20 protein-coding genes are annotated in these 24,113 nt (G+C 71.6%); 9 read left to right on the forward strand and 11 right to left on the reverse strand.

The features are described 5' to 3' along the window. Positions 1-71: 71 nt before the first annotated feature. From ACIBI4_RS05940 to ACIBI4_RS05955, 4 genes are read right to left on the reverse strand one after another with little or no spacing between them, the layout of a single operon-like run. Positions 72-1,244 (reverse strand): thiolase domain-containing protein, encoded by a 1,173-nt coding sequence (locus ACIBI4_RS05940; RefSeq protein ID WP_399202372.1) that lies wholly within the window; start codon positions 1,242-1,244, stop codon positions 72-74. Continuing rightward, positions 1,241-2,287 carry a thiolase domain-containing protein gene (locus ACIBI4_RS05945; protein WP_399202373.1) on the reverse strand — a complete coding sequence of 349 codons (1,047 nt, stop codon included), beginning with the start codon at positions 2,285-2,287 and terminating at the stop codon, positions 1,241-1,243. The genes ACIBI4_RS05940 and ACIBI4_RS05945 overlap by 4 nt, the downstream gene beginning before the upstream one ends. Beyond that, on the reverse strand, positions 2,288-3,232 hold the full coding sequence (locus ACIBI4_RS05950) for a Zn-ribbon domain-containing OB-fold protein (protein WP_399202374.1): 945 nt from the start codon (positions 3,230-3,232) through the stop codon (positions 2,288-2,290). Between the two features lie 46 nt (positions 3,233-3,278). Beyond that, positions 3,279-4,079: a crotonase/enoyl-CoA hydratase family protein gene (locus tag ACIBI4_RS05955; RefSeq protein ID WP_399202375.1), complete on the reverse strand. Its 801-nt coding sequence runs from the start codon at positions 4,077-4,079 to the stop codon at positions 3,279-3,281. A gap of 230 nt (positions 4,080-4,309) precedes the next feature. Between ACIBI4_RS05955 and ACIBI4_RS05960 the strand changes: the two genes are divergently transcribed. Beyond that, positions 4,310-5,932, forward strand: coding sequence for an acyl-CoA synthetase (locus ACIBI4_RS05960; protein ID WP_399202376.1), 1,623 nt, complete (start codon positions 4,310-4,312; stop codon positions 5,930-5,932). 45 nt (positions 5,933-5,977) lie between these two features. On the opposite strand, the gene ACIBI4_RS05965 is transcribed toward ACIBI4_RS05960, so the two are convergent. Together ACIBI4_RS05965 and ACIBI4_RS05970 are read right to left on the reverse strand one after the other, a co-directional pair. Then, complete coding sequence (locus tag ACIBI4_RS05965; protein ID WP_399202377.1) at positions 5,978-7,336, reverse strand: MFS transporter; 1,359 nt, start codon at positions 7,334-7,336, stop codon at positions 5,978-5,980. 172 nt (positions 7,337-7,508) lie between these two features. Then, positions 7,509-9,029: an alpha/beta fold hydrolase gene (locus ACIBI4_RS05970; RefSeq protein ID WP_399202378.1), complete on the reverse strand. Its 1,521-nt coding sequence runs from the start codon at positions 9,027-9,029 to the stop codon at positions 7,509-7,511. Between the two features lie 114 nt (positions 9,030-9,143). Here ACIBI4_RS05970 and ACIBI4_RS05975 point away from each other — a divergent pair, with 114 nt between their 5' ends. Next, the gene (locus ACIBI4_RS05975) at positions 9,144-9,617 is read left to right on the forward strand and encodes a GNAT family N-acetyltransferase (protein WP_399202379.1); all 474 of its coding nucleotides are present in this window, start codon (positions 9,144-9,146) and stop codon (positions 9,615-9,617) included. Between the two features lie 16 nt (positions 9,618-9,633). On the opposite strand, the gene ACIBI4_RS05980 is transcribed toward ACIBI4_RS05975, so the two are convergent. Further along, positions 9,634-10,299 carry a GntR family transcriptional regulator gene (locus ACIBI4_RS05980; protein WP_399202380.1) on the reverse strand — a complete coding sequence of 222 codons (666 nt, stop codon included), beginning with the start codon at positions 10,297-10,299 and terminating at the stop codon, positions 9,634-9,636. Positions 10,300-10,587: 288 nt separating this feature from the next. On the opposite strand from ACIBI4_RS05980, the gene ACIBI4_RS05985 reads away from it, so the two are divergent. The 3 genes from ACIBI4_RS05985 to paaK all read left to right on the forward strand — a co-directional run bounded on the left by ACIBI4_RS05985 (position 10,588) and on the right by paaK (position 14,350). Further along, on the forward strand, positions 10,588-12,069 hold the full coding sequence (locus ACIBI4_RS05985) for an NCS1 family nucleobase:cation symporter-1 (protein ID WP_399202381.1): 1,482 nt from the start codon (positions 10,588-10,590) through the stop codon (positions 12,067-12,069). A gap of 4 nt (positions 12,070-12,073) precedes the next feature. After that, positions 12,074-12,790: an aspartate/glutamate racemase family protein gene (locus tag ACIBI4_RS05990; RefSeq protein ID WP_399202382.1), complete on the forward strand. Its 717-nt coding sequence runs from the start codon at positions 12,074-12,076 to the stop codon at positions 12,788-12,790. A 228-nt stretch (positions 12,791-13,018) separates the two neighbouring features. Then, entirely contained in the window at positions 13,019-14,350 is a 1,332-nt protein-coding gene (gene paaK / locus ACIBI4_RS05995; protein ID WP_399202383.1) for a phenylacetate--CoA ligase PaaK, read from the forward strand. 18 nt (positions 14,351-14,368) lie between these two features. On the opposite strand, the gene ACIBI4_RS06000 is transcribed toward paaK, so the two are convergent. Continuing rightward, positions 14,369-15,061, reverse strand: coding sequence for a TetR/AcrR family transcriptional regulator (locus ACIBI4_RS06000; RefSeq protein WP_399202656.1), 693 nt, complete (start codon positions 15,059-15,061; stop codon positions 14,369-14,371). A 157-nt stretch (positions 15,062-15,218) separates the two neighbouring features. Between ACIBI4_RS06000 and ACIBI4_RS06005 the strand changes: the two genes are divergently transcribed. Further along, positions 15,219-16,700, forward strand: a complete 1,482-nt coding sequence (locus ACIBI4_RS06005; protein WP_399202384.1) for an APC family permease — start codon at positions 15,219-15,221, stop codon at positions 16,698-16,700. 82 nt (positions 16,701-16,782) lie between these two features. Beyond that, positions 16,783-18,420, forward strand: coding sequence for an amidohydrolase (locus ACIBI4_RS06010; RefSeq protein WP_399202385.1), 1,638 nt, complete (start codon positions 16,783-16,785; stop codon positions 18,418-18,420). 429 nt (positions 18,421-18,849) lie between these two features. Here ACIBI4_RS06010 and ACIBI4_RS06015 read toward each other — a convergent pair whose 3' ends face one another. Further along, on the reverse strand, positions 18,850-19,860 hold the full coding sequence (locus tag ACIBI4_RS06015) for a transcriptional regulator (RefSeq protein WP_399202386.1): 1,011 nt from the start codon (positions 19,858-19,860) through the stop codon (positions 18,850-18,852). Between the two features lie 68 nt (positions 19,861-19,928). Here ACIBI4_RS06015 and ACIBI4_RS06020 point away from each other — a divergent pair, with 68 nt between their 5' ends. Together ACIBI4_RS06020 and ACIBI4_RS06025 are read left to right on the forward strand one after the other, a co-directional pair. Beyond that, on the forward strand, positions 19,929-21,185 hold the full coding sequence (locus ACIBI4_RS06020; RefSeq protein WP_399202387.1) for an MFS transporter: 1,257 nt from the start codon (positions 19,929-19,931) through the stop codon (positions 21,183-21,185). Between the two features lie 24 nt (positions 21,186-21,209). Continuing rightward, entirely contained in the window at positions 21,210-21,905 is a 696-nt protein-coding gene (locus tag ACIBI4_RS06025; RefSeq protein ID WP_399202388.1) for a hypothetical protein, read from the forward strand. A gap of 130 nt (positions 21,906-22,035) precedes the next feature. On the opposite strand, the gene ACIBI4_RS06030 is transcribed toward ACIBI4_RS06025, so the two are convergent. Then, positions 22,036-22,401: an SAV_915 family protein gene (locus ACIBI4_RS06030; RefSeq protein WP_399202389.1), complete on the reverse strand. Its 366-nt coding sequence runs from the start codon at positions 22,399-22,401 to the stop codon at positions 22,036-22,038. Between the two features lie 154 nt (positions 22,402-22,555). Then, the gene (locus ACIBI4_RS06035) at positions 22,556-24,055 is read right to left on the reverse strand and encodes an acyl-CoA synthetase (RefSeq protein ID WP_399202390.1); all 1,500 of its coding nucleotides are present in this window, start codon (positions 24,053-24,055) and stop codon (positions 22,556-22,558) included. Between the last annotated feature and the right edge of the window lie 58 nt (positions 24,056-24,113).

Consider the following 24,113-nt stretch of genomic DNA (forward strand, 5'->3'; position numbering starts at 1 on the left):
CGCCAGACTAGCGAGCGGCGCGGGCGCCGGACAGGCCACGGAAGGAGGAGGCCCGCCCGGCACCGGTGACATCAGTTCTGCGGCGGCTCCGCACCGACCAGCCACATGGCGAAGAACTGCGATCCGCCGCCGTACGCATGACCGAGCGCCTTGCGCGCGCCCTCGACCTGGTGCTCGCCCGCCTGGCCGCGGACCTGCAGCGCGGCCTCGGCGAACCGGATCATCCCGGAGGCGCCGATGGGGTTGCTGGAGAGCACACCGCCGGACATGTTGACCGGCAGATCGCCGTCGAGTTCGGTGACACCGGACTCGGTGAGCTTCCAGCCCTCACCCTCGTCGGCGAAGCCGAGGTTCTCCAGCCACATCGGCTCGTACCAGGAGAACGGCACGTACATCTCGACCGCGTCGATCTCCCGGCGCGGGTCCTTGATGCCGGCCTGCCGGTAGACGTCGGCCGCGCAGTCCTTGCCGGCCTGCGGCGAGACGAAGTCCTTGCCGGCGAACATCGTCGGCTCCGAGCGCATCGCCCCGCCGTGCATCCAGGCGGGCGGCTGCGGTGAACGGGCCGCCCCTGCACGGTCGGTGAGGATCATCGCGCAGGCGCCGTCGGACGACGGGCAGGTCTCGGAGTAGCGCACCGGGTCCCACAGCATCGGCGAGGACTGCACCTTCTCCAGGGTGATGTCCTTCTCGTGCAGATGCGCGTAGGGGTTCTTGAGCGCGTTGCGCCGGTCCTTGTACGCGACGAGCGAGCCGATGTGGTCGGGTGCGCCCGCGCGCCGCATGTAGGCGCGCACATGCGGGGCGAAGAAACCGCCGGCGCCCGCGAGCAGCGGCTGCTGGAACGGGACGGGCAGGGACAGGCCCCACATCGCGTTGGACTCGGACTGCTTCTCGAAGGCGAGCGTCAGCACCGTCCTGTGCACACGGGACGCGACGAGGTTCGAGGCGACGAGCGCGGTCGAGCCCCCGACGGAGCCCGCCGTGTGCACCCGCAGCATCGGCTTGCCCACCGCGCCGAGCGCGTCGGCGAGATAGAGCTCCGGCATCATGACGCCCTCGAAGAAGTCGGGCGCCTTGCCTATGACGACGGCGTCGATGTCCGCCCAGGTCAACTGGGCGTCCGCCAACGCCCGTTGCGCAGCCTCGCGGACGAGGCCCGCGATGGAGACGTCCTTGCGGGCGGCGACGTGCTTGGTCTGTCCGATGCCGACGACGGCCACCGGTTCTTTCGCGGCACTCACTGGGCGTCCCCTTCCAGTACGGCGACGAGGTTCTGCTGCAGACAGGGTCCCGAGGTCGCGTGGGCGAGCGCCCGGTCTGACTCGCCGCGGTGGATGCGGGCCGCGGCCTCGCCGATGCGCAGCAGGCCCGCGGCCATCACGGTGTTGGCGGCGAGCGGGCCGCCCGACGGATTGATCTTCACGTCGTCGCCGAGTTTCAGCGCCTTGCGCAGGACGACCTCCTGCGAGGTGAACGGCGCGTGCAGCTCGGCGGTGTCCACCGGCCGGTCGAAGGCCCCGGCGCGTTCGGCGGCGAGCCGGGCCGACGGGGAGTCGGTGAGGTCGCGCACCCCGAGGCTGTGCGCCTCGATGCGGTGGTCCATGCCGCGGATCCACGCGGGCCGCGCGCACAGCTCGCGCGCCTTGTCGCCGGCGGCGAGGATCACGGCGACGGCGCCGTCGCTGACCGGCGGGCAGTCGCCCTTGCGCAACGGCTGGACGACGTAGTCGCCTTGCGGGACGTCACCTGTCACCTGCGCGTGCGGGTTCGCGGCCGCGGCCTCGCGGCTGCGGGCGGCGATCGAGGCGAGAGCGGGCTCGTCGGTCTCACCGGAGTCGATCAGGGCCTGCGCCTGCAGCGCGGCGAGCGCCACCGAGTCCGGCCACAGCGGGGCCACGTAGTACGGGTCGAGCTGCCGGGTCAGGACATCGCGTACGGAGCCGGGTGAGGACTTCCCGTACGCGTAGACCAGAGCCGTGTCGACCTCGCCGGTGAGGATCTTCACCCAGGCCTCGTACAGCGCCCAGGCCCCGTCCATCTCCACGTGGGACTCGGAGATCGGCGGCCAGGCGCCGACGCCGTCGAGGGTCATCGTGAAGGAGAAGGCACGGCCCGCGAGGTAGTCGGAGGAGCCGGAGCAGGTGAAGCCGATGTCACTGGCACCGAGGCCGGTCTGCTCCTTGACCTGGTGCAGGACGGGCATGAGGATCTCGACCTCGGACCGCTCGTCCGAGTGCCGCACGTGGTCGCTCTGTGCGAAGGCGACGATCGCGACCTCTCGCATCTACACCAGCTCCTTGTACGTGTCATAGTCGGCGTCCGGTTCGCCGGTCGGGCGGAAGTGATCGGGGTAGCGGCCGCCTTCGGTCCACACCGGTTCGACCCGCAGGCCCATCCGCACCTGGTCGTACGGGATGCCGGCGATCCGGCCGCTGAAGGCGAGGTCGGCGCCGTCGAGGGCGATGTGCGCGTAGACATAGGGCAGTTCGATGTCGAGGTTCTTGGCCTTGACGTTGACGATGCAGAAGGTGGTGACGGTGCCGCCGGGCCCGACCTCCACCTGCTCGCCGGTGGCCACACCGCAGGTCGGGCACGCACCGCGTGGCGGTACGTACACCTTGGAGCAGCTGGGGCAGCGGTGGCCGATCGTCTTGCGTTCGGACAGCGCGTTGATGTACTCGGTCTGCGCATGGCCCGGCGAGTAGCTGTAGTCGAGGCGGGCCGGGGCGACGATGCCGCTCACTTTGTCCTCGAACTCCCCGTCGTGCCCGGTGGCTTCGGCGCTCTCGGTGCCGTCGTACGGTTCGAAGCAGGCGATGTCCGTGATGGCGCCGGTCCGCTCCTCGGCCCAGCGGATCCTGACCCGCAGACCGGAGTGCACCGCTTGGGGTCCCTCGGCGTCGAGGGCGTGCAGCAGGGCGGTGTCGGCGCCGTCCAGCTTGACCAGGACCCAGGCGAAGGGCCGGTCGAGGGGCTGGCCGCGGCGGGGCTCCGGGTTCCACGCCCAGGTGGTGACGGTGCCGGTGGAGCCGACCTCGACGAGCTCGCGGAGCTCCTCGGCGGTCTCGGGGTCGTACTCGACGGGCGGGACGAGGACCTTGTCCCCGCCGGTCCGCACACCGAGGACGGTGCGCTCGCGCAGCCCGGTGAGGAAGGCGCTCTGCACGGGGCTGAGGGAACGGGTGAAGGGGAACTCGACGACGAGGGGTGCTTTGAGGAGTTCGGGCACGTGCGTGTCTCCTTGGCTACGGGGGACGGGGCGTGGGCGGCCGCGGTCAGGCGCGCTTGTAGACGGGCGGGCGCTTCTCGGCGAAGGCCTTCGGCCCCTCCTTGGCGTCCTCGGTCGCGAAGATCGGCCAGCCGCGCTCCAGCTCGGACTTGAGCCCTTCGGTCTCGGTCATCTCCGCGGTCTCGTACACGGAGGCCTTGACGGCCTCGACGGCGAGCGGGCCGCAGGAGTTGACCATCTCGGCGATCTCCAGTGCCTTGTCGAGGGCCGTTCCCGCGGGCACGACGTTGCCGATCAGGCCGATGGAGAGGGCTTCCTGGGCGCTGTAGTGGCGGCCGGTGAGCAGCATCTCCAGCGCGTGGGTGCGCGGGATCTGCCGCTGGAGGCGGACCGTGGAGCCGCCGATCGGGAACAGGGCGCGCTTGACCTCGGAGAGCCCGAAGGTGGCGCTGTCCCCGGCGACGCGGATGTCGGTGCCCTGCAGGATCTCCGTGCCGCCCGCCACGCAGTAGCCCTCGACGGCGGCGATCACGGGCTTCCTGGGGCGGTGCTCGCGCAGCATCGCCTTCCAGTGCAGATCGGGCACTTCCTTCATCCGGGCCTGGTACTGCTGCCCCGCCATGCCCTTGCCTGCCAGCGCCTTGAGGTCCATGCCCGCGCAGAAGTCGCCGCCCGCGCCGGTCAGCACGATGGAGCGGACCGAGTCGTCCGCGTCGGCCTCGAGCCAGCCGTCGTAGAGGCCCACGAGCAGGGGAAGCGACAACGCGTTCTTGGCCTCGGGCCGGTTCATCGTGAGCACCAGTGTCGCGCCCTTGCGCTCCACGGTGAGGTGTTCGGTCCCGCCCATGTGCTGCCTCCCGCACTGTTGACCTCAAGACCTGGAACAGGTTGCAGTAGGCGGAGGTCCAGTTCAATAGTTTTCTGACAGCCAGTCAGATTTCTTCGCCGGTGCCTCTTCCCAGTTGCCCGATGCGGCGATCTAATGACCGCCGAGCGAGCACATTCATGGGGATTTTCAGGGACCGTCGCAGAGCCGTCCGGGGTTCAGCCGGGGTTCGTCCGGTGTCAGGAGGAACGGTGGAGTACAACCTTGCCGACCTGTTCGAGTCGATCGTCGACGTGGTCCCCGACCGCGAGGCGCTCGTCTACGTCGACCACCCGGGAACGGGGGCCGAGCGCCGGCTCACCTACCGGGAGCTCGACGAAGCGGCCAACCGCATCGCCCACCACCTGATCGCCGCGGGCCTGCAGCCCGGCGAGCACCTGGGCCTGCACCTCTACAACGGCATCGAGTACGTGCAGACCATGCTGGCCTGCCTCAAGGCGCGCCTCGTCCCGGTGAACGTCAACTACCGGTACGTGGAAGAAGAGCTGGTGTACCTGTACAAGGACGCCGATCTCGCCGCCCTCGTCTTCGACGCGGAGTTCAGCGAGCGGGTGGCGTCGGCGCTCCCGAAGACGGAGAAGCTGCGCCATCTCGTCCGGGTGGGAGAGGCGCCCGCGGACGCACCGGCACTCGACGCGGTCGCGTTCACGGACGCGGAGGCGGCCGGCTCCGTCGGGCGGGGCTTCGGGGCGCGCTCGGCGGACGACCTGTTCATCATCTACACCGGCGGCACGACGGGCATGCCGAAGGGCGTGATGTGGCGCCAGGAGGACCTGTTCTTCGCGGGGCTGTTCGGCGGTGCGCCGTCCGGTGAGCCTGTCAAGCGGCCGGAGGAGCTGGCCGAGCGGGTCGCGGCGGGCAACGCGGGCCTGACCTTCTTCCCCACGCCGCCACTGATGCACGGCACGTCCACACTCACCACGTTCGTGGCCTTCGACTACGGGCAGAAGGTCGTGCTGCACCGCAAGTACGCCCCGGAGGAGGTGCTCAGGACCATCGAGAAGGAGAAGGTCTTCAGCGTCTCCCTCGTCGGCGACGCGATGCTCCGCCCGCTGGTGGACGCGCTCCGCGGCCCCTGCGCGGGCACGGACATGTCCTCGCTGTTCAGCCTCTCGTCCTCCGGCGCGATCATGTCGGACACGGTCCGCGCGGAGTTCCAGGAGCTCGTGCCGAACGTGATGCTGCTCAACAACTTCGGTTCCTCGGAGTCCGGCTCCAACGGCCGCGCGACCGCCGACTCGGGCCCCGAGAAGGGCTTCCGCATCGAGGTCAACGAGCGGACGCAGGTGGTCGATCCGGCCACGTACGCGCCGGTGGCCGTCGGCGAGGTGGGACGGCTCGCCCAGCGCGGCCACGTACCGCTCGGCTACTACAACGACCCGGTGAAGACCGCCGAGACCTTCTTCCAGCGCGACGGTCTGCGCTGGGTGCTGCTCGGCGACATGGCCACGGTCGACGAGAACGGCATCGTCACGGTCCTCGGCCGCGGCTCGCAGTGCATCAACACGGGCGGCGAGAAGGTCTATCCGGAGGAGGTCGAGCAGGCGCTCAAGTCGCACCCGGACGTCTACGACGCCCTGGTCGCGGGCGTGCCCGACCCCAAGTGGGGCAACCATGTGGCGGCCGTCGTCCAACTGCGCGACGGTGCCGAGCAGTTGAGCCTCGACGCCATCCAGACCCACTGCCGCACCCATGTCGCGGGCTACAAGATCCCCCGCCAGCTGGTCGTCACGGACCACATCCAGCGCTCCCCCAGCGGCAAGGCGGACTACCGCTGGGCCAAGGCGCTGGCCGAGAAGGAAGCCGGACTGTAGGCCACCGGCCGGCCGCCGGTCCTCGTCACGCCGACGGGGACCGGTTCAGCCCGTGGCCTGCCCGTCCACGAGACCGGGATCGGCGACCGTCTCCCCGGCGGCCCGGGGCTGCTCCCGCTCCTGCGCGCTGTCGGGGACACGCCCCGCCCACAGCAGCGCCGCGCACAGCAGCGCCACCGCGCCCACCAGCCAGGGCAGCGGGCCGGGCGGCAGGGCGCCGGCGACGAGTGCGGCGAGCGCGCCGACCAGTTGCAGCGCGAGCGACTGCACGGAAAGGGCGGTCGCCCGGGCGTCGTTGGTGACACGGCGGTGCAGCAGTTCGTTCTGGTTGGGGCTCGCGGCACCGAGCCCGATGTAGACGAGGCAGTATCCGGCGGCCGCGATCACCACGGCGAGCGCGCCGTCGGCCGTCACGGTCACGGCGAGCGCGAGCAGACCGCCGCCCGCGGCGGCCAGCGCGAACAGCACAGCCCGGCCGCCACTGCCCGCCCACCGGGCCACCAGCGGCGCGAACTGGCTGCCGACGGCCGAGCAGACGAAGCCCGCGCAGGCGAGCCCGGCGAACAGGGCGGCGCCCGACTCGGCCGCGCCGCTCAGCTCCGCGACCCGTCCCGGCGTGAGAAGTTCGATGGAGCAGAGCGCCGCGCCCACGGCGGCGGCGGTGATCAGCACGCGCCGTACGATCCTGTCGCGCGCGCCGAGCCGCAGACCGCCGATGACCGTGCCGGGCACGCCGCGGAGCGTGGCGCCCAGGGTCGTCTTCGGGCGGGGCTTCTCGGGCAGGGCGAGGATCACGTACGCGACGAAGACGGCGGACAGCACGGAGGCGACAAGCGCCGGGACGGACAGGGCGATCACCTGGCCGCCGGTCGCCTCGGCCAGCTTGGTGCCGAGGTCGGGTCCGAGTCCGAGCAGCCAGGGGATGGCGCCGCCGATCAGGGTGCCGGCGGCGAGCGCCGTGGAGGTCGCGGTGGCACCGCGCGCGAGCCCCGTCCGCAGATCGGCCTCGGGACCCGAGTGCGCCTGCACCGTCTCCACGTACCAGGACTCCGCGGGTCCGCTGTGCAGCGCGCGCCCCACGCCCTTGAGCGCCATGCCCAGCGCCAGGATCCAGGCGGTGGTGCCGAGTCCGACGCACACGAACGCGAGGACGTCGAAGACTCCCGCGGCGGCGAGCACGGCGCGGCGGCCGATGACGTCGGACAGACCGCCCGTGGGCAGTTCGAGCAGCGCGGCGGTGAGCGAGTGCGCGGCGAAGAAGCCGGCGATGGCCGCGAGCGCCATCCCGCGCTCGGTGAAGAGCAGGATCCCCGGCGCGAGCGTCATGGCCGTGGGCAGCCAGAACAGCAGACACACCGCGACATAACGGCGGCGCGCCTGCACCGGAGTGAGCTGCTCGGTCACCGTGGCCTCCCGTCGACGCGGGCGGGCGCACAAGTGGGTGCCCCCGTCACCGATCGGCGGCAAGGCTATGCGCCCGCGCCGCCGAGCAGAAGACGTCGCTCGTGACTCGTCGGGATCAGTCCGACGCCAGGACCCTTCGCGCCCCTCACACCCCTCAGACCCCTCAGACCCCTCAGACTCCGAACTCCCTTACCGCCGCGACGAATTCCTCGGACCGCTCCTCGTGCACCAGATGCCCCGCGTCGATCGTGACGAGGCGCGCGTGCGGGATGCGGGCGGCCATCGCCGCGATCTGCCGCTGCGGTACGTGGCTCTTCGTACCGCCCGCGATGACGAGTGTGGGCGCGGTGATCCGTTCGTAGCCCGCGCGCCAGGAGGGGTCCGGGTCGTTGAGGTCGCGGTCGGTGGCGGGGACAAGGGGCCAGTCGAAGGGCAGGGCGCCGGCAGGGCGTTCGGCCGGGGCACGGCGCGGGTCGAGCGGGACCAGGGGCGGCGCCTCCTCCAGGACCAGCCGCCCGATCAGCCCCGGCTGCTCCTGCGCGAGCAGCCATGCCGCGGCCCCGCCCAGCGAGTGCCCGATCACCGTGGCGCCGGAGAGGCCGAGCGCCTCGATGAAGGCGCGCAGGTCGTCGCGGAAGCCCGCGAACGAGTATGTACCGGGCCAGTCGCTGAGCCCGTGCCCGCCGAGGTCGAGCGCGAACACCCTTCGGTCGGCGGCGAGTTCGTCGGCGATGTCCGCCCAGGTGCGGCGGTCGGCGCCCCGGCCGTGGACGAGCACGACGGGCGGCGCTTCGGTCGCTGTTTCCGGCCCCGTGACCGTGTAGGCCAGGCGACCGCGGGCGGTACGGACGGTACGGACCGACGGGTCGAGGAACGCGGCAAGTGTGCGGCGGAACGCGTCCGGGTCGTCGAGCCACGGGAAGTGACCGGCACCCGGCTGCACCACGAACTCCGCGGCGGGCAGCACCTCGTCGAGCCGCTGGGCGACCCGCGGAAGCGGTCCTCCGTCCAGTGCGCCGGTGAGCACCAGGACCTCCGCGCCGAGGTCCGCGAGCGCGGCACGCGTGGCGGGCGGATCGAAGGCGCCCTCGGACGCGTACCGCTGCGCCGCTTCCGGATTGATCTGTCCTGACCCTGCCGCTTCGAGCGCCTGGGCCCGCTCGTCCCAGCGCCCGTGGAAGAAGGCCGCGTACGGACCGTCGGGGGTCTCGCCGCGCAGCCGCGCCTCGAAGTGCGGCCACGCCTCCTCGAACCACGGCTCCCCGGAACGAAGGAGCGCGGCCTCGCGCCGCTGCTCGGGGGTGACCGGGATCCCGACGGCCCACAGCGTCGGCGTGATCAGGGCCAGGCGGCGCACCCGGCCGGGATGGGCCGCCGCGTACAGGAGGGCCAGATTGGAACCGGCGGAGTGTGCGAGCAGGTCGACGCGGTCGAGCCCGAGGTGCGCGCGGAGCGCCTCGATGTCCGCGACCTGGCGGTCACAGCGGTACGTCGCCGGGTCCGCGGGGGCTGCGGAGGCGCCGGTGCCGCGCAGATCGAGGAGGACCAGCTGCCGCTCGCCGGCCAGGCCGCCCAGCTCGCCGAGATACTCGCTCGCGCGCATCGCCCCGCCGGGCACGCAGATCAGCGGCTCTCCGGAGCCGATGGTGCGGTAGGCGAGGCGGGTGCCGTCAGGGGCTTCGAAGGTGGGCATGCGGTGATCTTCACCGCGGGATCACCGCGTCCGCAAGGCAATTCACCACCGGTGAACGCCCGCGCCCCGACCCTGACGGGTCCCCGGCCGAACACCCCCTGCCACACTGCCCTCATGACGACAATCACGCAGGTCGGAGAGCGGACGACGCTGCGGGCGGCCACACGCGGCGACCTGGAGGCGATCGTCGAGCTGCGTGCCGTCGTCATGCGGCCCGACCTCGAACGGCTCGGGCGCTTCGACGGCCGGCGGGTCCGTCAGCGGCTGCGCGACGCGTACGTCCCGGAGCACACCTCCGTGATCCTCCACGACGGCACGTTCGCCGGATCGGTGGCGCTGCGCCCCGGCGACGACGGCTGGTGGCTCGAGCACTTCTACCTCCGGCCCGACCTGCACGGGAACGGCGTCGGCTCGGCGGTCCTGCACACCCTGCTCGCCGGAACGGACGCGGCCGCCGCGACCGTACGCCTCAACGTGCTGCAGGGCAGTCCCGCCCGCCGTCTGTACGAACGGCACGGGTTCGTCCTGGAGTCGGAGGATCCGGTGGATGTGTTCCTGGTGCGGCGGCCTGCGGGGCACGCGAGCTGACCCGGGGCGAGCAGGCTCACTCCTCGCCCGGCTCCCCTTCACCGAACAACTGCCGCACCGTATTGCGGTAGTTGGTCCGGACATGCCCCAGCGCACTGGCCCGCGCCCGCTCCGGATCGCCCGACGCCAGGGCCGCGTACAGCTCGCGGTGTTCCGCCAGGAGCGTGGGCCACTCCTCGTTGCGCCGGGTCATCCAGCGCAGCCGGCCGTCGACCGGCTCCATCACCGACATCAGCAGCCCGTTGCCCGCCATGGCCAGGATCCTGTCGTGGAACAGGGTGTTGATGTCCGTGATCGTCTCGGCGTCCTCCGCTCCGGTGGCGACCGCGGCCCGGTCGAGCAGCTCCGAAAGGTCCGCCAGCGCCTCCGGCGTCGCACGCTGCGCCGCCAGCCCCGCCGCGTAGACCTCCAACGCCTCGCGCAGTTCGAAGAGTTCCTGTACGTCGGTGGCGTCCAGGCGCCGTACCAGCGCGCGCCGCGGGGTGTCGAAGTGCACGAACCCCTCGGCGACCAGCGCTCGGACCGCCTCGCGCACCGGGACCCGTGACACCCCGAGCCGCTCGGCGAGCTCCCGCTCGACCAGGCGGTCGCCCGGGCGCAGCCGGCCCGCCACGATGTCCTGCCGCAGCTCGGCGAGCACCTTTTCGCGGACGGCACCGAGCGAGCGTTCAGCAGTGGTCATGAGCACATTTAACCTGCCCCGGCCCGTTTTCAGGGGCCTGGGGTCGGTGATCGGCCGAAGCCCGGCGGCCCTAACCGGCCATCCCCGCAACGCCGTTCGCGCCGTGGAGATCGCCGCTCACGCCCCGGCTGCCTTTTACCTACTCGTAACCGACGGGACATTGCCGCGTGCCGGTGGCAGCGGGACGATGACCGCGTCGTCGTTGGTATACCAAACGCGGTTCCAGCGCCATGCCCGCGTACCGGCCGACGCGATGCACCCTCCCGTCCCCTTCCCGATGGAGGCCTCATGTCCGTCCTCGACGGCACACGCCCTCCGGGTGCCCCCACCACCCCGGATCCCCGCCTCACCAACGAAGACCTGGCGCCCGCGAAGGAGCGCCGCTGGAAGGTCTTCGACCTCTTCGCTCTCTGGATGTCCGACGTCCACAACCTCGGCAACTACACGTTCGCCGCGGGCCTTCTGGTCATCGGCATGAGCGTCTGGCAGGTCTTCACCTCCCTGCTCGTCGGCTTCGTCCTGATCTACATCGGGATGAACGCGATGGGGAAGATCGGCCAGAGGCACGGCGTGCCCTTCCCGGTCATCAGCCGGATCAGCTTCGGCGTCTGGGGCGCGAACATCCCGGCCCTGATCCGCGCCGTGATCGCCATCGCCTGGTACGGCATCCAGACGTATCTCGCCTCGGTCGCCGTGAACGTGATGCTGCTCGCCGCCTGGCCGGGTCTGGAGTCCTGGACCGAGCACTCGTTCCTGGGACTCGACGCGCTCGGCTGGGTGTCGTTCCTGGCCCTGTGGGTGGTGCAGGCGCTGATCATGACGCAGGGCATGGAGTCGGTCCGCAAGTTCCAGGACTTCTGCGGTCCGGCGATCTGGGTCGTGATGATCGCGCTCGCCGTCTGGATCCTCTCGGCGGCCGACTGGACGATCTCGCTCACCGAGAGCTTCGCGCCCGTGTCCACGGGCGAGCAGTTCCGGCTGTGGTTCGGCGCGATCGGTCTGATCCTCGCCACGTACGGCACGCTGATGCTGAACTTCTGCGACTTCTCGCGCTTCGCCCCCGACTACCGCACGGTCAAGCGCGGCAACTTCTGGGGCCTGCCCATCAACTCGACCGCGTTCGTGGTGCTCTCGGTGATCGTCACCGCCGGCAGCATGGAGGTGTACGGCGAGGCCATCACCGACCCGGCCCTGCTCGTCGCCAAGGTGGACAACACCTTCGTCCTCTTCCTCGGCGCGCTCACCTTCGCCATCGCCACGATGGGCGTGAACATCGTGGCCAACTTCGTCTCCCCCGCGTACGACCTGGCGAACGTCTGGCCGCAGAAGATCACGTTCAAGGTCGGCGGCTTCATCTCCACCGTCGCCGCGCTGCTCGTCACGCCGTGGAACCTGTACTCCAACCCGACCGTCGTGAACTACTTCCTCGGCGGCCTCGGGGCCTTCCTCGGCCCGCTGTTCGGCGTCATCATGGTCGACTACCTGTGGGTCAAGCGCGGCAAGGTCGACGTAGACCAGCTCTTCAACGCGGGACCGGACTCGCCGTACCACTACCGCAAGGGGTTCAACCCCAAGGCGCTGTGGGCCTTCGTGCCGAGTGCGGCCATCACCGGGGTGCTGGCCCTGGCGCCGGCCTTCGACGTGGTGGCCCCGTACTCCTGGTTCATCGGTGTGGCGCTCTCCGCGGCCCTGTACGCCACGCTGTGCCGCGGCGAGCGCGCCACGGCCGCGGACGTCCCCGCCCAGCGGGCCGCCGACGCGGAGGCCTGAGCGGATGCACGTCCTGGTCACCAACTGCAACACCACGGCGTCCATGACCGACGAGATCGTGGCGGGCGCGCGCGCCGCCGCGAGCCCCGGCACCACCGTCACCGGACTCACCCCGGACTGGGGCCCGGAGTCGGCCGAGGGATGGCTTGACAGCTATCTGTCGGCGGCCGCGGTGCTCGACACCCTCAGGCGGTACGAGGGCGAGTGCGACGCGGTCGTGATGGCGGGCTTCGGGGAGCACGGGCGCGAAGGCGCGCGCGAGCTGCTCGGCGTCCCCGTCGTCGACATCACCGAGGCGGCCGCGCATCTGGCCTGCCTGATCGGACGGCGGTACGCGGTGATCACCACCCTCGACCGGGCCCGCGGCCAGATCGAGGACAGCCTGCACACGGCGGGTGTGGCCGCCCACTGCACCGCCGTGATCGGCACCGGGCTCGGTGTGCTCGAACTCGCCGATCCCGAGCGCACCCTTGACGCCTTCGTGCACGCCGCGGAGCGCGCCAAGGAGGCGGGCGCCGAGGTGCTCGTCCTGGGCTGTGCGGGCATGACCGGTCTGCAGCGGGAGGTCGGCGACAAGCTGGGCCTGCCCGTGGTGGACGGGGTCGGGGCCGCGGTGCGGCTCGCCGAGTCCCTCGTCGCGCTGGGTCTCACCACCAGCAAGGCGGGCGGTTACGCGGATCCACTGCCCAAGCGGCGCCTGTGGGGGCCGCAAGGGCGGTGACCCGCCGCCGCGGATGTGACACCCCGTCCCTGCCACATCCGCACCCGGGTACGGCGCGGCGCACCCCCACCAGGGTGCGCCGCGCCGACTCGCCCCACGCCAACTCGCCCCCGCAGACCCCTTGCCCGCGGCCGCCCTCGCCTGAATTACTGATCCCGGCAAGCTCTACCGAATGATCGGTCGTCCGATACGGGCGCGCGTGGGCGTTACGGGACAGGAGTGCGGCAGATGGCGGACAGGGTCGGCGCGGGGCTCACCACGGGACGTGACGCGGGACTCCAGGCAGGGCTCGACGCGGGAGAGCGGCTCGGCGCGGACGAGCTCGCGGAGCTCCAGCTGACGCGGCTGCGCGCGACACTGGCGCAGGCGTACGCGTGCGTGCCGCACTACCGTGCCGCGTTCGACAAGGCCGGGGTGCACCCCGACGACTGCCGTTCGCTCGCCGATCTCGCGCGCTTCCCGTTCACCGCCAAGTCGGATCTGCGGGAGAACTACCCGTTCGGGATGTTCGCCGTCGAGCGCTCGGAGATCCGCCGGATCCACGCCTCCAGCGGCACGACCGGCCGGCCGACGGTCGTCGGGTACACCGAGCGCGATCTGGACGTCTGGGCCGATGTGGTGGCCCGCTCGATCCGCGCGGCCGGCGGACGGCCCGGCCAGATCATCCATGTCGCTTACGGATACGGCCTGTTCACGGGCGGGCTCGGGGCGCACTACGGCGCGGAGCGGCTCGGCTGCACCGTCGTGCCCGCCTCGGGCGGGATGACCGCGCGCCAGGTGCAGCTGATCCAGGACTTCCGTCCGGAGGTCATCATGGTGACGCCCTCGTACATGCTGACGCTCCTCGACGAGTTCGAGCGCCAGGGCATCGACCCGCGCTCCACCTCTCTGCGGACCGGCATCTTCGGCGCCGAACCGTGGACCGAGCAGATGCGCACGGAGATCGAGCAGCGGTTCGCGATCGACGCCGTGGACATATACGGGCTGTCCGAGGTGATGGGCCCGGGTGTGGCGCAGGAGTGCGTGGAGACCAAGGACGGGCTGCACATCTGGGAGGACCACTTCTACCCGGAGGTGGTCGATCCGGTCACGGGCGAGGTGCTGCCGGACGGCGAGCAGGGTGAGCTGGTGTTCACCTCGCTCACCAAGGAGGCCCTGCCCGTGATCCGGTACCGGACCCGGGACCTGACACGGCTGCTGCCCGGCACGGCCCGGGTGTTCCGGCGCATGGAGAAGGTGACCGGGCGCAGTGACGACATGGTGATCCTGCGCGGGGTCAACCTCTTCCCGACGCAGATCGAGGAGATCGTGCTGCGCACGCCGGGCGTCGCCCCGCACTTCCAGCTGCGGCTCACCCGCGAGGGCCGCCTCGACGCGCTGACGGTACGGGCCGAGGCGCGTGCGGCGGCATCCTCGGACGAGCGGGACGCGGCGGCGGCCGCCATCGCACAGGGCGTGAAGGACGGGGTGGGCGTCTCGGTGCGGGTGGAGATCGTGGACCCGGAGACGCTGGAGCGCTCGGTCGGCAAGATCCGGCGGATCGTCGACGAGCGCGACTAGCCGGGGCCCCGGCCCTGCCTACTGCGCCGCTGCCCGTGCCTCCAGCGCCTCGAGGAACAGCTCAAGCGCCGTCTCGAACGAGCTGTGCGCCATGAGCGGCAACTCCTCGCGTACGGCGGCCAGTTGGGGATGCGTATCGGCCGGCAGCGACTGGTACGCGTCCGTCCACGCCCGCGTGTCCGCGCCGCGCCGCTCCGGCGCGAGCGCGAGATGCGCGGCGTCCAGGGCGGCGTGCCCGAGCACGGTGTCGATGAACGCCGCGTAGTGCCGTACCGCCGTCGCCTTGTCGAAACCGCCGCGCAGCATCAGACCGACGCCGGTCTCCACGGCCCGGAACTCGTGCGCGCGGCGCGTCACGCGGTACGCGGCCATGGCGGCGATCCGCGGATGGCGGCTGTAGCCCGCGTACACCCGGTGGGCCATCGCCCGCAGACCCGCGAGCCAGTCGCCCTCGGGCGCGAAGCCGTCCATCGTCTCGCCGATGATCCGGTCGGCGACGGCGAGCAGCAGATCGTCCGTGTCGTGGAAGTACCGGTAGAGCGCGCTCGGATCGCAGCCGAGCGCCGCGCCGAGGCGGCGCACGCTCAGCGCGTCGGGGCCGTGCTCGCCCGCGAGCCGCAGCGCGCAGTCGACGATCAGCTCCTCGGTGAGCACCGTGCCCGTCTTGGTCGGCCGCCGTCTGCGCCGCTCGACCGGTACACGTCCCTGCACCATGCCGTTCCCTCCCAGCCCGTAGTGCCCCGCTGTCCACGCACCCTTATGTCAACACCATTGACGCAACCTTGGCAAGGCTGTTGGCTCATCGCCTCCGCTCGGCCCGCACCACTTCCCCCGTCCTCTCCTTGTCCCTGGCCCGAGGAGCTCAACGATGAGCAGCACCACGACCCCCGCCGCACCCCCGCCGCTGCGCCGTTCTCTCGGCGTCGTCGACGGCGTCGCGCTCGCGGCGTCCAGCACCGCCGCCACCACCAGCATCGGCATCGGGATGGGCGCGCTCGCCGCGACCGTCGGACTGCAGGCGCCGGCGATCCTCCTGGTGGCCTTCCTGCCGATCCTCGGCATCGCGACGGCCTATGCCCGCCTCAACCGGTCCGAGCCCAACATGGGCAGCGGATATGTGTGGGTCGGCAAGTCGATCGGCCCCTGGTTCGGCTTCCTGACCGGCTGGGTGACCCTGGTCGGCACCGTGATCTTCATGGCGTACACGAGTGCGGTGACCGGCTCCGTGGTCCTGCAGTTCGCCGACAAGGCGGGCCTTCACGACCTCGCCGGTCTGCGTCTCGACCCCAACTCCACGGCGCTCAGCACGGCACTCGGCCTCGTGGTGCTCGCGGCCGTGACGGTCACCGCCGTCACCGGTGTGCGGCACGCGACGCGCTTCCAGACCTGGCTGCTCGTCTTCGAGTACGGCGTGCTGATCGCGTTCTGCGGCTGGGCGATCGTCACCGGCGGGCAGAGCTTCGACTGGTCCTGGTTCGACCCGTTCGCGATCGACGACGGCACGGCCTTCGCCCAGGGCCTGGTGCTCGCGGTGTTCTTCTTCTGGGGCTGGGACGCGGCGTTCAGCGTCACCGAGGAGACCAAGGACACCCGGGACGTGGGGCGCGGCGGCTTCATCGCGCTCTTCACGATGCTGGCGATGTTCCTGTACGGATCGGTGGCGTTCCAGCGTGAGATGTCGCTGCCCGAGCTCATCGAGCAGGGACCGCAGGGCCTCACGTATCTCGGCGAGAAGCTGGCCGCCGAACCCTGGGCGACTTTGCCGCTGCTCGCGCTGATGTGCTCGGCGGTGGCGTCGCTGCAGTCCAGTGTCATCCCGACGGCGCGCGGTCTGCACGCGATGGGCCGGGACCGCACGATGGGCAAGGTGTGGACGCGGATCAGCCCGCGCTACGGTTCACCGGCCGCCGGTACGGTCGTGGTCATGACGGTCGCCGCGCTCGTCGCCCTGCTCGCCCTGGCCATCCCGAAGCTCAACGAGATGATCCTCGCGGCGGTCAACTCCATCGGCCTGATCGTCGCCCTCTACTACGGTCTCACCGCGCTGGCCTGCGCCGTACGCTTCCGCTCCGACCTGCGCACCGCTCCCGCGCAGGCCGTCCGTTCCGTCCTCGCGCCCGGGATCTCCGCCCTCGCGCTGCTCGGGATCGGCGGCTACCTGGGGCACTCGTACTTCACGATGAGCGATCATTTCGAACTCAGCCCGGACAACGGCTGGTTCATGCTCGCCGTGCCGGCCGGGGTGGTCCTCTCCGGTCTGGTGATGGCCGCCTGGGCGAAGTACCGGCGGCGCTCCCCGTACTTCGAGAAGCGCGGCTTCACACTCGCCGCGCCCGAGTCCATGTCCTGAGCCCTCCGGCCCATACGTCCCGCACAGCACGTCCCGCACCGCCTGTTGCAAGGCGCTGCCCGTTCCACCGCAAGGAGTCTGCATGCACGCCGATCTGGTCTTCACCGGCGGCCCTGTCCACACCGTCTCCCCGGCCCGTACGCGCGCCACGACCGTTGCCGTACGCGGCGAGCGGATCGTCGCCGTCGGGCATGACGAGGTCCGCGAGCTGATCGGGCCGCGCACCGAAGTCGTCGACCTGAAGGGGAAGTTGCTGATTCCGGGCTTCCAGGACGCCCATGTGCACCCGGTCGGCGGCGGGATCGAACTGGGACAGTGCGATCTCAGTGGCGTCACGACCCTCGACGCGTACCGCCGCCGCATCCGCGCCTACGCCGACGCGCACCCCGACGCCGAGTGGATCACGGGCGGCGGCTGGTCGATGGAGGCGTTCCCCGGCGGTCTGCCCACGGCCGCCGAGCTGGACGCGCTGGTGCCCGACCGCCCGGTGTACCTGATCAACCGCGACCACCACGGAGCCTGGGTCAACTCCCCGGCCCTGGAGCGCGCCGGACTCGACGCGCGCACCCCCGACCCCGCCGACGGCCGCATAGAGCGGGACGCGGACGGTGCGCCGACCGGCATGCTCCAGGAAGGCGCGGCGAACCTGGTCGGGCGTCTGCTGCCCGAACTCACCGCCCAGGAGGTCCTCTCCGGACTCCTGCGCGCCCAGGACCTCCTGCACTCGCTGGGCATCACGGCCTGGCAGGACGCGCTCCTCGGCGAGCACGGCAACCTCAAGGACCCGACGGCCGCCTACCTGACAGCAGCCCATGACGGCCGCCTCACCGCACGCGTGGTGGGAGCCCTGTGGTGGGACCGGGCGCGCGGCACCGAGCAGATCGACGAACTCCTCGCCCGGCGCGAGGCCGGCACGGCGGGGCGGCTGCGCAGCACGACCGTCAAGATCATGCAGGACGGTATCGCCGAGAACCACACGGCCGCCCTGCTCGGCCCGTACCTGGACTCCTGCGGCTGCGCCTCGGACAACAGCGGCATCAGCTTCGTACCGCCGCAGGACCTGCAGAAATACGTGACCGCACTGGACGCGCACGGCTTCCAGGTGCACTTCCACGCGCTCGGCGACCGCGCGGTGCGCGAGGCCCTGGACGCGGTGGAGGCAGCACGGCGCGCGAACGGCTTCTCGGATACGCGGCCGCATCTGGCCCATCTCCAGGTGGTGCACCCGGACGACGTGCCGCGGTTCCGCACGCTGGGCGCGAGCGCCAATCTCCAGGCGCTGTGGGCGGTGCATGAACCGCAGATGGACGAGCTGACGATTCCGTTCCTCGGCGCCGAACGCTCCGCCCACCAGTACCCGTTCGGTTCGCTGCTGCATGCGGGGGCCACCCTCGCCGCGGGCAGCGACTGGCCGGTGAGCAGCCCGGATCCGGTGCTGGCCCTGCACACGGCGGTCAACCGGCGGCTGCCCGACGCTCCCGAAGGGACGGAGGTGTTTCTGCCGGAGCAGCGCATCGACCTGGGCGCGGCGCTCGCGGCGTACACGGCGGGCAGCGCGTACGTGAACCATCTCGACGACGAGACGGGGACGATCGCGCCCGGGTATCTGGCGGATCTCGCGGTACTCGACCGGGACCCGTTCGAGGGTTCCGCGGAGGAGATCTGCGCGACGCGTGTGGAGCAGACCTTCGTGGGCGGGGCGCGGGTCTTCGCCCGGTAGCCGGGCTCCGCGCCGCGTGGAACGCGCGGCGGCCCGTCCTTCCGGTCGCTACCGGACGGACGGGCCGCAGGCTTCTTCGTGACACGTCCCCGAGCAGGACGCCTCGCGCACCGGCCGCGCCACGGCTCCGGCCGCCCTCACCCGGTGAGGGCCGCGGCGTGACCGGAGCCCACGCCTATCTCCTGCTGGTACATCCGTCCTCCACGGGTCACAGGGCGGAGCCTTCTCCGCAACACATAGGCAGCACTGTGTCCCGTGCACGAGGAGAACCCCGCGCGAGCGCCGCCGCCGCTCGGCGGGGTCCAATCGGATGACTGGCCGTCAGGAAGTTCGGCCAATGGCTTGACGTGCCGTCAGGATGACGGGGTGTCCGTTTGACGTGCTGTCAGGAGTGGAAGGCGGCCGCCTGTCAGGACCGGGCGCCGACCGTCAGAAACCTTCGCCGCTACGGCGCTTCGGCCCCTCCGCGTCTCCCGCTGCCGCGTTGACCAGCACTTCTCCGGCCGCCGACCGGAAGTACAGAACCGAACGCCCCGACCGTCGGCGCACCGCCAACCCCGCGTCGAGAAGCACCTTGAGATGGCGGCCGACCGAGCCGAGGCCCTGTGCCGTCAGGGCGACGAGCTGGGAGGTGCTCTTCGGCGTGTCGAGCAGCACCAGGACCCGTGCGCGGGCCGGGCCGAGCAGCGCACCCAGGGAATCCGGTACGTGGGCACGCCCCGCCTCGGCCAGCGCACCGGAACACGCGTACACGAGCGCATGCCGGGTGTGATCGGCGCGCCAGGCGACCCAGCCGGCCTTCAAGGTCACGGGCACGAACAGGAGCTGCGTGCCGTCGAGTTGGCGCGGCGGATAGTCGAACGCGTTGATCCGCAGCCTGCCGTCGCCGAGCCAGCGCATGCCGGGCCGCAGCCCGTCGAGTGCGGCGCTCCACCCGGCCCGGCCGAGCTGGGCGGTGCGTGCGGCGATATCCGCCTCGAGGATTCTGCGCCGGCGCTCCCAGGACGGCTGCACCGTACGGGTCCAGACCCACCGCAGCAGGTCGGCGGTGCGCTCGGGCAGGTCGTCACGGTCGAGTTCGGGCGGGAGCGGGCCGCCGAGCGACACGGTCAGGTCCGCGCGTACGGCCTCGGGAGGCGTCTGCCTGATCTCGGCCAGCTCCTCCTCGAAGGAGAGCCTGCCCTCCGGGTCCGGTGGGCGGGTGAGGTAGTCGGCGTTCCAGGTGGGACCGAACGCGGCCTTGATGGTCCGCGCGGTGAGCGGATCGGCGGCGAGGCGCTCACGGTAGGCGGGCAGATGGGCGTCGAGCCAGGCCCGCTCGCCGGGGTGTTGCGCCGCTCCGGTTTCGAGGACTTTGAGGCAGGCGGTGGTCTCGGCGAGCGGGGAGATCACGAAGCGGCTGTCCGCGAGGGTGTCGGTGCTGATGTGCCAGAGCCCCATGGCATCCGTCCTTTCGCGGGTACGCGAAACATTAACGGGCGCAGTCGGCCTGATGCGCACACTCCCCCATGCGCACCTACCGCGAACTGTTCGCCGTCCCCGAGTTCAAGCCGCTGTTCTTCGCCTCCGCCGGACACGTCGCCGGTCAGACGATGAGCGGTCTGGCGCTCGGCACCCTCGTCCACGCGGCGACGGGCTCACCGCTCCTGACCGCGCTCGCGATGTTCGGCCCTTCGCTCGCGCAGGTGCTCGGCGCGACCCTGCTGCTCTCCGCTGCCGACCGGCTGCCGCCGCGCGCGGCGATGACGGCTCTTGCGGCCCTGTTCGCCGCGGGCACCGCACTCCAGGCGGTCCCGGGCATGCCGGTGTGGGGCAATTTCGTCGTGCTCCTGTTCCTCGGTCTCGCCGGATCGCTGGGCGGCGGGGTGCGCTACGGCCTGGTCACCGAGGTGCTGCCCAAGGACGGCTACGTCCTCGGGCGCTCGCTCCTCAACATGTGCGCAGGCCTGATGCAGGTCACCGGCTTCGCCGTCGGCGGCGTCCTGGTGGTGACGCTCTCGGCACGCGGCACACTCCTCATGGCCGCCGCCCTCTACCTGGTCGCGGCGCTCACCGCCCGCTTCGGCCTGTCGGGCCGCCCGGCGCGCGCGGTGGGGCGCGCGTCGGTTTCCCAGACGTGGCGCACCAACTCCCTGCTGTGGTCGGACCGTTCCCGACGTCATCTCTATCTGGCCCTGTGGCTGCCCAACGGACTGATCGCCGGTGTCGAGTCGCTCTTCGTCTCGTACGCGCCTTCGCAGGCGGGTCTGCTCTTCGCGTTCGCCGCGGGCGGCATGCTCCTGGGCGACATCCTGATCGGCCGCTTCATCTCCCCCGCCCTCCGCCGCCGCCTGGGCATCCCCCTCCTTCTGCTCCTGGCCGGCCCCTACCTCCTCTTCGCACTGCACCCGCCGCGCGCACTCGCCCTCGTCCTCGCCGCACTCGCCTCGGCCGGTTTCGCCGCGAGCCTCGTCCAGCAGGAGCGCCTGATGACGCTCACCCCGCCGGACCTGAGCGGTCAGGCCCTGGGCCTGCACTCCTCGGGCATGCTCACGCTGCAGGGCGTGGCGGCGACGCTCGCGGGTACCGTCGCCCAGCTCACCTCCCCCACGACGGCGATCACCGCGATGGCCGCCCTCTCGCTCACGGTGACCCTCACGCTCGCACCGGGCCTGCGGACGGCGGGAACCGAAGCGGCAGCCAGGGCGACGGAAGCGGCAGCGAGGGCAACGGACCATGGCACACGGGCCCGTACGAGCAAAGAGGTCTCACCGGAACCGAGTTGACGATCTCTCCGTCACGATGGAGGCATGGCCGCCTCATCCGCCCTCGCACACCGCCTCGCCCACGTCCGCTGGATCGCGGGCGGCACGGGCACCGGCAAGAGCACGCTGACCCGTCTCCTCGCCGCTCGCCACGGCACCGCGGTCCTCGACGGAGACCGCGCCGAAGGACCTTGGGTTGCCCGCTGCTCGCCGCGGCTTCATCCCCGGCTCGCCGCCCTGCGCGACCTGCCGCCCGGCAGCCTGTGGCGGGAGAACGAGGCGGAGGAGGTCTTCCGCTCGATGCCGAGCCTGCACGGCGAGATGACCGGCTTCCTCGTCGAGGACCTGCTGGAACTGCCGGACGACCGGACGGTCCTCGTCGACTACTTCGGCATCCTGCCGAACGACCTGGCGCCCCTCCTCCTCCACCCCGAGCAGGCCGTCTTCCTGCTGCCCACCCCCGAGTTCAGGGCGCAGGCGCTCACCTCGCGCTACGCGGACGCCGAGCGCAGCCGTGCCACATGGGGCGCCACCGCCACGGACGGGATGCTGGCCAAGCGCCTCGCGCGCGACGCGCTCTGGGACGCGGAGGTCCGCCGGCAGGCGACGGACCTCGGGCTCGCCACCGTCACCGTGGACGGGACGGTCCCGCCCGAGGACCTGGCGCGCCGCGTGGCCGCGCGCTTCGGGCTGCTGGACGATCGTCCGACAGGACACCGGCCCGCCGGTACGCAACGGTGACGTGAACCCTCAGCCCGCACCGGCGACCAGCGCCTCGCCGAGCAGTGTGCGGCGGTGCTCACCGCCGGCTGGTTGCTCACGTGGCACCGGCCCACCGCCGCATGAGCCGCCCGCGTTCCCGCCCGGCGAATCAGCGCACCGCGTGCCCCCGCATCGCGGGCTGCGGAATGGTCGTCCGCGTCGTACGGAACGCGTGCTCGTGCCGTCCGGCCCTCGGCGCCGAGAACAGCGGGTCGACCGTGAGCCGGGTGACGCCGAGGGGTGCGGTCAGGGCGCGCAGGGCCGGTTCGGCGAGGCGGATGTAGGGGTGGTGCGCGCCGAGGAGCGAGGTGAGGAGCTGCGGCGAGGTGAAGGCCACGGCGGTGCGGAAGCCGAGCGGCGTGCGGAAGACACGGGCGGCGCAGCCCGCGGGACCCGGCCGGACGGGGACGAAGAGCGGCCCGGCCGGGCTCGGTTCACACGGCTCGGCATCCTCGGCGAGAGGGGCTGACGGCATGGCGTACTCCTGGCGGCGGGTGCGCCGCAACGTCGGCGACAGGTCCTGCCGCCGACGATAGGCCTGCGGACGCGAGCGGTGCGCAGCCGTCTCACGATGGCGTACACAGCCGTCTCACACTGCTGACAGACCCACGGGCCCGGCGCCCCGCCCCTCAGCCCGCGTCGGCGAACCGGTCCCGCAGCTCCCGCTTGAGGATCTTGCCGCTCGCGTTGCGCGGCAGTTCCTCGACGAACAGGACGCGTTTGGGCGCCTTGAAGGCCGCGAGGCTCTCCTTGGCGTGGGCGATCAGCTCGGCCTCGGTGACCTCGCCGCGTGCCACGACGACCGCCGTGACCGCCTCGATCCAGCGCTCGTCCGGCAGCCCGATCACAGCGGCCTCGGCCACCGCCTCATGGGTGTACAGCGCGTCCTCGACCTGCCGAGAAGCCACCAGGACTCCCCCGGAGTTGATGACGTCCTTCACGCGGTCGACGACGGTGAAGTACCCCTCGGCGTCCCGCACCGCGAGGTCACCGGAGCGGAACCAGCCGTCGCGGAAGGCCTCCGCCGTCTCCTGCGGCTTGTCCCAGTAGCCCTCGCACAACTGCGGGGAGCGGTAGACGACTTCGCCGGGCGTACCGTCCGCGACCTCCTTGCCGTCCTCGTCCACGACCCGCGCCTCGACGAACAGCACGGGCCGTCCGCACGAGTCCATCCGCCCCTCGTGCTCGTCGGGCCCGAGGACCGTGGCCAGCGGCCCGATCTCGCTCTGCCCGAAGCAGTTGAAGAAGCCCAGCCCGGGCAGCTTCGCGCGGAGCCGTTCCAGTACGGGCACCGGCATGATCGACGCCCCGTAGAACGCCTTGCGCAGGGCGCTCAGGTCGCGCTTGGCGAAATCAGGGTGATTGGCGAGCGCGATCCACACCGTGGGCGGCGCGAAGAGGCTGTCGTGTCCGGCCTCGACCAGGTCGAAGATCCGGTCGGCGGCGGGCGCATCGATCACCGTGTTCTCCGCGCCGACCGCGAGATACGGCATCAGGAACACATGCATCTGGGCCGAGTGGTAGAGCGGCAGCGAGTGCACGGGCCGGTCGGTATCCGCCAGACCGAGCGCGTGGATCGCGCTGACGTACTCGTGGACCAGGGCCCGGTGGGTCATCATCGCGCCCTTGGGGAGCGCGGTGGTGCCGGAGGTGTACAGCAACTGCACCAGGTCGTCCGCGGAGGGTTCCGTACCGTCGTACGCGGGAGCCGTCCGCAGCCGCGCGAGCAGCGAGTCGTCCTGGTCGCGCAGCGCGAGGACCCGTACGCCCTCGGGCAGCCGGCCGGCGAGCTGCGGATCGGCGAGGACCAGGGCGGACCCGGACTGGCGGACGATGTACGCGAGGTCGTCGCCGGTGAGGTGGTGGTTGACGGGCACGTGCACCAGGCCCGCGCGCGAGCAGGCGAGAAAGCCGATCAGGTACGCGTCGGAATTGTGCCCGTACGCCCCCACCCGCTCGCCGCGTACGAGTCCCGCGTCGCTCAGGACACGGGCCGCCCGCGAGACGGCGTCGTCGAGTTCGGCGTAGGTCCAGGTGCGGTCCGCGTAGCGCAGGGCGACCCGCTCGGGGGTGCGCCGGGCGCTGCGGCGGAGCATGGCGTCGACCGTGTTGCTGTGTACACCCGTCATGCCCGCGATCCTGTGCGGAGCCCGACCCCAGGTCAAGAGGCGTGAGCGCACACCTCCC

This window comes from Streptomyces sp. NPDC050418, assembly GCF_044458745.1.
In the GTDB taxonomy this organism is placed as follows: domain Bacteria; phylum Actinomycetota; class Actinomycetes; order Streptomycetales; family Streptomycetaceae; genus Streptomyces.